Below are 11,503 nucleotides of genomic sequence, written 5' to 3' on the forward strand. Positions count from 1 at the left end.
GGAATGAAAGGACTTGTTGCCCTGACCTGCCTGGCGCTCTGCGGCGGCCTCGTGCCGTCCGCCGGGCAGGTCGCGTCGACCTACAGGATCAAGCCATCGGACGTAGTGGTGCCGCCCGAGGTCAAGCTCGGAGACTATCAGCGCACCATCCGCCCATTCGATAACTGGACGCTGATCTGCGACGAGAACCTCAAGGCTCGCAAGAAGGTCTGCAACGTCTCGCAGATCATCGAGGACGCATCAGGCAAGATGGCTTTCAGCTGGTCGCTCGCCGCCACCCAGGACGGCAAGCCGTATATGATCCTGCGCACCGCTCCGAACGCCAGGAGCGATGGCCTGGTGTCACTGAAGTTCGATGGACAGAAGCAGCCGATCGACGTGCACCTGAACGGCTGCAACGAAATGGTCTGCGTCGGCATGTTGCCGGTAGGCCCCGTCATGCGCCGACAGATCTCGCAGAATGCGACACCGGCGATCTCCTATTCGACGGTCGACGGTCAGACGATCACCGTGACCGCAACGCTCAAGGGGCTGTCAGAGGCCCTTTCACCACTCAAATAACCGGGGCATCACCATGAGCCAGCAGGACCAGTTCACGTCCGCGAAACGCACTGCGACCGTCGAGGCGGATCGGCAGAGGCGGGCCGAGTCCCCAAGGCGGCGCTGGCCACGCGTGGCCGGATATTCACTTCTGGGATTGGTCGTGGCGGGCCTTGGCTTCGCCGCAGGGAACTATGCCGCCATCGCCAATCTGGTCGGCGGCGCGACGGCCGCACCCGCAGAAACTGCGGCGGCCCCCGTGCTTCCGGACACGCCCTTCCTCGAGCATGTCAAGCAGGCCGGAGTGCAGGCCTGCTCGACCGTCTATCCGGCGCTCGGACAGATTCTGACGAACGGCACGAAATACAGCGTCAAATCCCTGTGGAACGACCAGGCCGCCGACAAGCACGCCATCCAGGCCTTTGTCGGCATGGATTATGCGTCGGAACGCTATAGCGGACCGGCCGCCGGCATCGTCTTCGCATCGCCCACCGCCACGGGTTGCGAAGGGGCGATGGTGCGGGTGGCGCCATTCGCCAGCCCGTGCGCCGACATCGCATCCATCCTGCCGCAGGGCAGCAAGATTACCGACCATCTCGGGCAGGTCGAGGTCTACGAGCTCGGCGGCAATGCCGGTGAAGCGCTTCTCCTGCCGACGGGCAAAAGCTGTGTGGTGATCTCCCTCGCTTCGGCGGCGAAGTAGGACGCGAAGCGATTGAGGTTAAGGAAAGGATGCCGACCATGAGATTGCAGGCTTTGGCAGTTTTGGGCTTGACCCTGTTGTGGAGCGGACAAGTCGTCTCGGCCGACCTTGTGGCCCCATCGGAACCGCAACAGGAGGAAAAAGGCATCTGGGCGGCCATTGCCTATTCGCAGGCCGATAGCAAATACGGCTTCTTCTGGGGCGCCGACAAGCGGCAGGAAGCGAAGGACATCGCACAGAAATATTGCGAGAACGCGGGCGGAAAGGCCTGCAACGTCGTCACCGTCTTCCGCAACCACCGCCATTGGAATGATGACGACGAGACCGGCTTTCCCTACAAGCACTGCGGTGCACTCGCCGTGGCAGACAAGGTGGAGAACCGTTTCACGCCCTGGGGCGTGAACTCGGCCGAGACCCGTCGCGAAGCGGAGGATCTCGCTTTGCAGGCCTGCGAGGCGGCGGGAGAGAAATGCAAGATCCGCGAGTGGGTCTGCACATGAAGCCTGGCCCGAAGGCCGTCTCCGCATGTGGGGCAATTCTATTCTCGTTGATGTCGCCGGTGTCTGCCCAGCAACAGGTGGCGGCTGTCCCGGATGGACCCTCATCGCTGCGTGAAGTCTATCAGGATTGGAGTGTGACCTGCTCGGTTCGAGAGAAGGCGAGAGTGTGCTCGCTCGCGCAAGATCAGGTCCAGCAGAACGGGCAGAGGCTTCTTGCCGTGGAGATCGCGGCACGCCCGGACGGCTCGACGACGGCTACCCTGCTTCTGCCCTTCGGCATCCTGCTCGACCCGGGCGTGACGCTGCAGATCGACGATCAGCCGCCACTGTCCCCGCAGCGCTTCAGGACCTGCCTGCCGACGGGTTGCGTCTCGGTCTTTACCGTCGATCGGCCGACGCTCGGAAAGCTGAGGGGAGGCTCGGTGCTGAAGCTCAATGTGACGACGGACGCCGAGACCCCGCTGAGCTTCCCGGTCTCGCTTCGCGGCCTGACCGCGGCGCTCGACCGCATGGTGGCGTTGAGCGCAAATTAGGGTGCGCGCTGACCCAGCTTTTGGCCGCAATCAGCGACATGACGCGCACGCCGGCCGCCGCGACGGAGTATTTTGGGGCGGCTGCCGAGAGGGCGTACCTGAAAATGGCTCAACTTCAGGTTGGGTCATCAACAGCCGCCATACCCACATGGCATGATTCTGGCCATATCGGCCCACTGACCTGCCGTTTTTCGGGCTATCCCGCAGAGTGCGGCGTCCGGATACAACCGGAGCGAGCCGACGTTATGTGCTATTTTTGCTACATCTCGCAGCCTTGTTGCCCAAAAAGGCTATTTAGCGACCTCTAAATCAATAATCGCTCACATATTTCGTGAATTTGTGAATAATCCACCGACGGGCAGGCCTTGGCTTGGTTAGCGCTCTGAAAAGGACGCTGGGGAAACGTTAGGGTGGGATTGATGAATACGACAAACATGTCGACCATAGGCAGGCGCCTTGGTCTTTTGATGGCGGCCACCATGCTGACCTGCGGGAGTGCTCATGCGCTTACGCTCAAGGAGGCGATGGCTGTCGCGGTGGAATCCAATCCCGAGATTGGACAGGCGATCGAAAATCGCGAAGCAATCGAGTTCGAGTTGCGGCAGGCCAAGGGCCTTTATCTTCCCAGTGTCGATGTCGAGGCATCGGCCGGCGTTCGCCGGCTCGACAATTCATCCCGGCGCTCCCTTTCCATCGAAGACGACGCGCTCTATCCGGCTGAAACGGATCTTACCGTTTCGCAGACGCTTTATGACAGCGGCGCAAGGCGGGCCGAATTGAACCGTCAGGCATCGCGCGTCGATGGCGCTTCGTTCCGGGTGCTGGAACGGTCCGAATTCATCGGGCTGTCCGTTGTCCAGGACTATCTGGAATACATGCTGCAGGCTTCGATCGTTGTCGAAGCGAAGAAAAATCTCGGCTTCCACCAGGGAATTCTCGGCGACATCCGGCAAGGCATTTCGGGCGGCGCGCTGAACGAGGCCGACCGGCAGCAGGCCGAGGAACGGCTGTTTGCCGCCAAGGCGCGCATGCAGGAGGCGACCGAGGAACTGGAAGCGGCCAAGATCCGCTTCTTCAAGACCGTCGGAAAGCCACTGACCAGCCCATCGAGGCCGGGCGATGTCTCGGCTGCGCTCCCGCGATCGCTTGACGAGGCAATAGGGTTGGCGCGCGAAAGCAATCCGCGCGTGCACATGGCCAACAGCGACATCGACGCGGCGGCTTCCCTCGTGGATGCCGCACGGGCTAAATTCGGCCCCTCCATCATCGCTGAAGGTCGCGCCCGGGCGGGAACTGACATTGACGGCGACGATGGCGACACCAGCGACCTGCAGGCACGCGTGGTCCTGCGGTGGAATCTCTACCGCGGTGGTATCGACAAGGCCAACGAGCAGGAGCAGATCCGCCGCACCAGCGAACAGCGTCTGGCGCTGCATCAGGTGCAGCGCGAAATCGAGGAAGCCGTTCGCACGTCGTGGGATCGTCGTTTCCGACAAGCCGATCTGGCGAAGACCCTGAGGCAGCAAGCCGCCGCCAATGAGAAGCTGGTCGCTTCCTATCGCGAGCAGTTCAAGGTTGGACAGCGCTCGCTGCTCGACGTGCTCGACGCGCAGAATACGCGGTTCAACACGGCAACGCTGGCGGATACCGCGTCCTACGCATCGCTGTTTGCCCAGTACCGGCTTCTGGCCGCGACCGGACAGTTGCTGAAAACGATGAACCTTCAGCCGGCAAAGCAGGCGACAGCCTATGCACGCACCGAGTTCGCAGCACCGGAAACCGCGGACACCGAGACCTATGCGCGGACGCCGTCGGAGCAGAAGAGCGACCTGCCTTTCGACATCCTCGCTCCGGTGAGGAAGAAATAAGACGACGCAAGGTCCAGCGAGCGTCCTGACGGGCAGATCGTGAACCAGCAACCCAACATCCTCTCCCCCAAGGAGGCGTTCAAGGCCTGTTTCTCAGCCGTTGCCGGATATCTCGGCAGGCCGAGCGCGGAGACCGTGCTGTTTGCCGGCGTGCCGCTCTCGGACACGCGAATTGCGGTCGACGACATCAGGCACCTTGCCGAACGCATCGGCCTGGAAGTCACCGAGTTCAACCACCGGGATTTTCTCAGGGGGCGTATCGATCTGCCCGCAATCGTCTTTCGCGTCAGCCAATTGCCCGTTGCCCTGCTCGCTCTAGGCGAAGACGATGCGTATATCACCGCGCCCCAGGAAGACGGCCGCACCGCGATCGGCCGATCGGAACTGGCCGCCAGCTACATCAGCGGCGGCGCTTCCTTCTCGATCACCTACGCCAATGCCGCCGAGACCATGTCGGTCGGCTCGGCGGCCAGGATCGAGCGGAGACATTGGCTCACGGGGACGATGGGCGCTTTCTGGCGCACCTATTCGAAAGTCGTCCTGGCGGCGGTGTTCATCAATCTGCTGGCCATAGCCTCGCCGATCTTCACCATGAACGTCTACGACAGGATCCTGCCGAACAAGGCAATATCGACACTGTGGGTGCTGGCTCTCGGCATCGGTGCGGTCATCCTGTTCGACCTGCTTTTGAAGACGGCCAGGGCTTCCCTCATCGACTATGCCGGGCGCAAGGCGGATCTCCGAATATCCTATCTGCTGTTCGAGAAAGTGCTGAACTCGTCGCTGTCGGCGCGCCCCGGTTCGACCGGTGAATACGCAAACAGGGTCACGCAATATGAATTCGTCAGGGAGTTCTTCACCTCCAACACCATAAGCGTGTTCATCGACACGGCATTCGTCTTCGTCTTTCTCCTTGTGATCTATGCAATTGGCGGCTGGCTGGTGATCATACCGGCGCTGGCCTTCGTGATGTCCGTCATCGTCGGCCTGGTCACCCAGCGCCGCATCGGCAAGCGCGTCGCCGCCTCGATGAACGAAGCATCGCAGCGCCAGGCACTGCTGGTCGAATCCATCTCGACGCTGGAGACGATCAAGTCGCTGCGCGCCGAGGCGTATCTGCTGCGAAAATGGGGGGAGCACTCCAAGAACGCCGCCAACACGTCCGAGAAGATCAAGCAGCTTTCGGCGGCGGCGGGCAACATCACCCAGTCCATACAACAGCTGGTGACCGTCGCCCTGGTCGTGGCCGGCGCCTATGCCTTCTCGGAAGGGCATGTTTCGACAGGAGCAATCATAGGAACGGTGATGCTGGCGAGCAGGGCCGTGGCGCCGCTCGGCCAGATCGCCATAACGTTGTCCCGGTTTCGCCAGGCCATGCTCTCGCTGAGAATGGTGAATTCGATCATGGCTCAACCGGAAGACCGACCTGACACGGTGGGTTTCGTCAACCGCCCCATTCGCAAGGGGGCGATGGTGTTCAGGAACGTCGGGTTCGTCTATCCCGGCTCGGAGAACGAGGTTCTGACCGGCCTGAATTTCTCGGTGAAGCCAGGGGAGCGGATCGGCATCATCGGCCGCATAGGATCGGGAAAGACGACGATGGGGCGGCTGATCGGCCGGCTCTTCCTGCCGACTTCCGGTGAGTTGCTGCTGGATGGGATCGACATTCGCCAGTATCACCCGTCCGAGGTTCGCGCCGCGGTCGGCATCGTTGCGCAGGCCGGCGACCTGTTCTCGGGCACCATCAAGGAAAACCTCCTGATGGCATGCCCCGAGGCTACAGACGAACAGATCATCGAAGCTGCAAAGGCGGCCGGCGTCGACGATTTCGTTTCACGCCACCCGCGCGGCTACGACATGAATGTCGGCGAGCGCGGCACCAATCTTTCCGGCGGCCAGAGGCAGACCGTGGCGATCGCACGCCTGCTTTTGACCAAACCGAAAATCGTCTTTCTGGATGAGCCGTCGGGCTCGATGGATCTTGCCTCGGAACGCCAGTTGATCAAGCAGCTCAAAGTCGCTTTCGACCGCGACACGACGCTGATCGTCTCCACACATCGGTTCAGCATGCTTGAGCTGGCCGACCGCCTGATCGTTATCGAACGGGGCAAGATCGTTGCCGACGGACCGAAGGACCAAGTCATACAGGCGTTGCAGAAAACAAGCGCCTGACAAAACAATTATTGCTGCATCCAATGCGTTGGGGCGTGGGAAATGCTTGCCAGGGAAGATCGACCGCCGCTGTTTGCGTCGGCGTCCATATTCATCATCGGAGCGCTCTTCGTCGTTTTTGTCGCTTGGGCGTCCTTTGCCGAGGTCGATGAGATCGCACGCGGCGATGGCAAGGTCATACCCGCTTCCAAGACCCAGATCATTCAGGCGAGCGAGGCCGGCGTCGTTCAGGAAATCGCAGTCACGATTGGCCAGATCGTCAAGAAGAACGATCTCATCATCCGCCTGGACAACACGCTCAACACATCCAGCCTTGGCGAGCAGCAGGCCAAGGCGCGCGCGCTGGAAGTGCGCATAGCAAGGCTGAAATACGAACAGGCCGGCAATCTCTCAGGCCCATTTCCGTGCCCGCCGGACATTCAGTCGGTCGCTCCGCAGATTTGCGACAATGAACAGAAGCTGCTCATTGCCCGGCGCGGGAACTTCGACAACAAGCTGTCCGTGCTCAAGTCACGCCTCGATCAGCGCGAGAGGGAACTGGCCGAGGCGGTGGCCAATTCCGACCGTCTGACCAAGAACCTGGTCGTCAGCGACCAGGAGGCAAAACTGGTCGACGCGATGGTCAAGAAAGGCCTGATGGCAAGGACCGAGCAGCTCCGGGTAGAGCGCGAACAGACCGAGCTCAACGGCCAGCTGAACCTGGCCGGCGAAACAATAAAGAAGATCAAATCGTCGATCACGGAAGCCCAGCTGCAGGTCGAGGAACTCGGCTTGCAACTGCAGCAGGAGGCGTTGGACGACCTTACCCAGGCGCTGGCGGAACTTTCGGTAGTGGATGAAACCATAAGGGGGGCCACCGACAAGGTCGCGCGCACCGACATCCGGTCTCCCGTGGATGGCATCGTCAACACGCTGGAGCTCAACACGGTCGGCGCTTTCGTCCAGCCTGGCGCCGTCGTCGCCGGCATCGTGCCGACCTCCGAGACGTTGCTGGTGGAGGCACGGGTCTCGCCACGGGATGTCGCGTTCATCCGTCCCGACCAGGAGGCCCTTATCAAGGTCACCGCCTATGATTTCTCGATCTTCGGCGGCATCGAGGGCAAGGTCTCCAACATCACAGCCGACAGCCTGGTCGATCAGAAAACGGGGGAACCCTACTATCAGGTGCGCGTGGCGACGGACAAATCGACCCTTCAAAGAGACGGCAAGGCCTATTCGATCATTCCCGGCATGATCTGCTCGGTCGACATCAAGACCGGGCGCAAGACGATCCTGCACTACCTCCTGAAGCCGATCAACAAGGCGCGCGAGGAGGCGATGAGTGAGCGGTAGCGCCAGCCCTCATCCTGATGGCGAGCGACTGCTTCCGCCAGTCGCGGCCGAGGATTTCGGGCTTGAATTTCGGGTCGTGGCGCGTGGCGGCATAAGACGCGGCATCCGCTTGGAGCGGGCATTCTGGTTGTCGCTGAAGCAGATGGCCGAACGCAGGAAATGCACGATCGGCATGCTCATCGACGAGATCGCCGAAAGCCAGGCACAGACAGGCAATTTGACATCCGCGATCCGGGTGGCCTGCATGCGTGGATTGGCGGATGAAAACCTGACCTTGCGAAGGCTTGCATCGATCAACACCATCAACGCCATACTCGTCGCTTGCCCGTCCCCGGCCTTTGCCCTGGCATCGTCGAAGAAGATCCTGTCGTTCAACGCGCCGTTCCAGCAACTGGTCAAACGTCAATTGCCGATAGCCCCAAGCGATGACGCACGGCACGATCTCAAGCTGGCATTGGACCTCAACGTAGCCGACATCTTCGCGCGGCTCGATGCCAATGGCGAATCGCCGGTGGCCACCGGCTTTGTCATCGGTGCGGGTGACCGTCGTTACCGGGGGCAATTGAATGCGGTGCGGGCTCCGGTGCTCGAGCCAGAGCTGCTGATGGCGTTCGTCTTCGGCGGTTGAATCACCACCAATCCAACGAGAACTTATGGCTGAAAACCTTCGCCAGGTGCGACGGTTGCGAAACCGCCTTTGATGTCAGCCATCTGGGCTCCGCCCGGTCTTGAACCGTGGATCCAGGCCCGGTCCGTGCTGAACGAATAAAGCGGAACATAATCCGGGAGATCGCTGTCACGCACCACAGTGTTGCTGAGGCTGTCGAGAATGAAGGTGCCGCTGCCTGTGCTCACCGACAGCACTGCGTGAAAGAAGCCTCGCTTGCGATCCTGGAGGACGACAAGCGCCATGCTCTGCGTCGGGATGCCGGCCCTCAGCAGGGCCGTCATCTTGAGAATGGCGAAATCCTCGCAATCGCCGGCTCGCCGCTCGAGAATCTCCGAAGGCTTCGCCCAATAGTCGAGCTTGCCGTAGACGACGCTATCTTTCCTGTAGGCGATCAGGCGATTTACGCTGCTGTTGACGAAGGACAGCTTCTCGCTGAATCCCTTGCCTTGAGCGGCGGCGACCATGCCGGCAAAAGCTGTGCTCTTGCGCTCGCAGGGGCTGCCCGCCGAACAAGCGGTGATTGCCCGGTACACGGGCGCCCAGCGCGCCGCGACGGGAAAATTGCGCATGGACAAGGCAACCGATCCGAAGACCCCCGGAATGATCGACGCGGTCTGCACCGGATCTATCCCGGCGTCATCTCGCGCCGTTGACGAGCCATCCCCGCGGTCAGCATCTGCCGGGCCATAGCTGCTGATGACCTGACCGATCCGGTAAGCGCCCGCAGGCTGCCTGGGCTGGGGCCTCGCCAGCGAAACACCGCCGAGACAGGGCGGCGTCTGGACCTTCTCCTGAGGCCAGCCGGATGCGGCGATATCGCTCGCGAATGACGGCCCCGCCAGGCCGACAAGCCCGATTGCCAGCAGGAGCATCTGGAGCCGGGTTTTTCCCGGAACTGTTTTTTGCTTTTTCATAACGCCCACCTTTGACTGTGGACGCTACCAATCTTGTCTCAAATTATTGGAAAGGAAGGTGGATAAATATCCAGCAACTGTCTTTATCCAGTTTGTCTAAAATTTTATTCAAATTTATACTTTGGTTCACCAAAAAGATGCCGACTAGTCATCCGTCAACCAGACCTCCAGAAACCAACATATATCAGGTTATATTGTTGCGGTTTACCACGTGTAAAAAATGCCGGGCAATGCATATCATAATATATGAAATAGATTAGGGGGCAGTTGCAAAGTAGAAGTGGCCGCTGTCTCTATCCGGTAAATATCGGAGGGGTTTCAGCCATGACGAACAATATCGAGTTGGACAGCTTTTCGGCTTCCTTGAACGAGCATTCCGCGTCCAATGAACACGCCGATCAGGCGTCGCCGGCGGAGATCCGGGTCGCACAGGCAAATTCGACGCAGCCCGCGCCGGCAGCGTCCGAACCGGTGCCGGTCGATGTCGGCGGCGGAGCGCCTGTCAAGCCAGAAGCCCCCGCGGAAGCAAAGGCACCGCCGGCAGCTGCGCCGCACGAATACGTAGCCGACGCCAGCCATGTGGTGAGGCTTCCCGCCAACGCCTCCATCGACAACATCAAGGTCGATGGCCAAAACCTTCTGCTCGAACAGGCCGACGGCTCGGTAATCGTGGTCAAGGATGGCGCCCTGAACGTGCCGACCTTCATCATCGGCGACGTCGAGGTGCCGCGCGTTGCTTTGCTGGCGGCACTCGAAGCCAGCCATGTCGATGTCGCCTTCGGCGCCGACGGCTCCATGTCGGCCGGCCCGGGCGGTTCGAATTCAAGCGCAGGCGGAGATTTCTCGGTTCCCCCCGGCGGCATCGGCGACGGGTTCGACCTGTCGGCCCTGTTGCCCCCGACGGCTCTGCAGTTCGGGCTTCTGGAGCGGCGCGAGCTGTTTCCCTCGATCGTCGACAGGCAGGTTTCAGTGACGGCCACGTCACTGCTTGCCCCGACCGAAGCGGCTAGTGAAACTGGCCTCGATGGCGGTGGGGCGCAAACTCCGGGTAGCGAAGCGCCGACCGACAAAGAAACGTCCAGCACTGGAACGATCAGCATCGACGCGCCGGATGGAATTGGCTCGATCGTCATCAACGGTGTCACCGTCACCGGCGTCGATCAGCACATCCCAGGGCAGTACGGTTACCTGACGATCGTCTCCTTCAATCCGAGCACCGGTGCCATCGAATACAATTATACGGTGACCGAATCGGTTTCCCATACGGATCAGACACCCGGCTATGATCCTAGCACCGACACGGTTCCTGAGAATTTCACCATCACTGTCACGGATGTCGACGGCGATACTGCCAGCACCACCTTCGCCGTCGCCATCGTCGACGATGTGCCAACGGCGCACGCCGACACCGACAGCATCGCGGCCGGCCAGTTCGGCCCGGCGACAGGCAATGTACTGGCTGGCGGAACCGATGCCGGCGACGCCAACGCGACGGACGGCGTTGCCGACACCAAGGGCGCCGATGGCGCGACTGTGGTTGGCGTGCAGGCCGGCAACACCAATACCGATGTCGACAATGCGGCCACGCTGAACGCGCCGATCCAGGGCAGCTACGGCACGCTGACACTGCTGGCGGACGGCTCCTACAGCTATGTGCGCGCTGCCGGCACGCCCGGCGGCGTCAACGACGTGTTCACCTACACGATCAAGGATGGCGACGGCGACACCTCGCATACCACGCTGACGATTTCGATCGGCAACTCGACGCCTGTGATCACCGACCTGACGCCGGAGGCCACCGGCGGCGACGTCGTCGTCAACGAGGCGGCGTTGAATATCGGCACGCCGGGCGGGCCTGGGTCCGATCCGGCAAGCACGGCCGAGGCCGGCGCCGGCACCTTCACCGTCTCCTCGCCCGACGGCATCCACTCGCTGGCGATCGACGGCAACGCCTTCATCACCGATGGCGTGTTCACGGGCGGCTCGTTCACGACGACGCTCGGCAACACGCTGACGGTGACAGGCTACAATGCCGCCACCGGTGAGGTGAGCTACACCTACACACTGCTCGACAACGAGGGGCATGACCCCATCCAGGGCACCAACAACCTCTTCGAGAACTTCACCGTCACGCTGACCGACCAGGATCTGCAGAGCGCCAACGCCACGCTCTCCGTGAAAATTATCGACGACATTCCGACGGCACATGCCGACACCAACAGCGTTGTCGAGGGCGGCATCGTGAGCGGCAACGTGCTGACGGACGGCACG

10 protein-coding genes are annotated in these 11,503 nt (G+C 61.3%); 9 read left to right on the forward strand and 1 reads right to left on the reverse strand.

Translation table 11 applies throughout. The features are described from left to right. Positions 1 to 3: 3 nt before the first annotated feature. From NKH06_RS18400 to NKH06_RS18435, 8 genes are all read left to right on the forward strand, one after another. The gene (locus NKH06_RS18400; RefSeq protein WP_023809958.1) at positions 4 to 561 is read left to right on the forward strand and encodes an invasion associated locus B family protein; all 558 of its coding nucleotides are present in this window, start codon (positions 4 to 6) and stop codon (positions 559 to 561) included. A gap of 13 nt (positions 562 to 574) precedes the next feature. After that, positions 575 to 1,243: a hypothetical protein gene (locus tag NKH06_RS18405; protein ID WP_023809957.1), complete on the forward strand. Its 669-nt coding sequence runs from the start codon at positions 575 to 577 to the stop codon at positions 1,241 to 1,243. Positions 1,244 to 1,281: 38 nt separating this feature from the next. Next, entirely contained in the window at positions 1,282 to 1,743 is a 462-nt protein-coding gene (locus NKH06_RS18410) for a DUF4189 domain-containing protein (RefSeq protein WP_023809956.1), read from the forward strand. Further along, a complete protein-coding gene (locus NKH06_RS18415; protein ID WP_196815310.1) occupies positions 1,713 to 2,276 on the forward strand; it encodes an invasion associated locus B family protein in 564 nt (187 codons plus the stop codon). The genes NKH06_RS18410 and NKH06_RS18415 overlap by 31 nt, the downstream gene beginning before the upstream one ends. A gap of 419 nt (positions 2,277 to 2,695) precedes the next feature. Further along, entirely contained in the window at positions 2,696 to 4,144 is a 1,449-nt protein-coding gene (locus NKH06_RS18420) for a TolC family protein (protein WP_128304949.1), read from the forward strand. Positions 4,145 to 4,183: 39 nt separating this feature from the next. Then, entirely contained in the window at positions 4,184 to 6,316 is a 2,133-nt protein-coding gene (locus tag NKH06_RS18425; RefSeq protein ID WP_023809953.1) for a type I secretion system permease/ATPase, read from the forward strand. A 42-nt stretch (positions 6,317 to 6,358) separates the two neighbouring features. Next, a complete protein-coding gene (locus tag NKH06_RS18430) occupies positions 6,359 to 7,648 on the forward strand; it encodes an HlyD family type I secretion periplasmic adaptor subunit (protein WP_352441934.1) in 1,290 nt (429 codons plus the stop codon). Next, positions 7,638 to 8,276: a ribbon-helix-helix domain-containing protein gene (locus NKH06_RS18435; protein WP_128304952.1), complete on the forward strand. Its 639-nt coding sequence runs from the start codon at positions 7,638 to 7,640 to the stop codon at positions 8,274 to 8,276. Before NKH06_RS18430 ends, NKH06_RS18435 begins: the two co-directional genes overlap by 11 nt. Before the next feature lie 23 nt (positions 8,277 to 8,299). Here the strand turns inward: NKH06_RS18435 and NKH06_RS18440 are convergent, their stop codons facing one another. Then, positions 8,300 to 9,232 (reverse strand): transglutaminase-like cysteine peptidase, encoded by a 933-nt coding sequence (locus NKH06_RS18440; protein ID WP_352441935.1) that lies wholly within the window; start codon positions 9,230 to 9,232, stop codon positions 8,300 to 8,302. 324 nt (positions 9,233 to 9,556) lie between these two features. On the opposite strand from NKH06_RS18440, the gene NKH06_RS18445 reads away from it, so the two are divergent. Further along, on the forward strand, positions 9,557 to 11,503 hold a 1,947-nt coding region (locus NKH06_RS18445), incomplete at its 3' end, for an Ig-like domain-containing protein (protein WP_352722591.1).

This window comes from Mesorhizobium sp. M1342 (assembly GCF_040317955.1).
Taxonomy (GTDB): Bacteria; Pseudomonadota; Alphaproteobacteria; order Rhizobiales; family Rhizobiaceae; genus Mesorhizobium.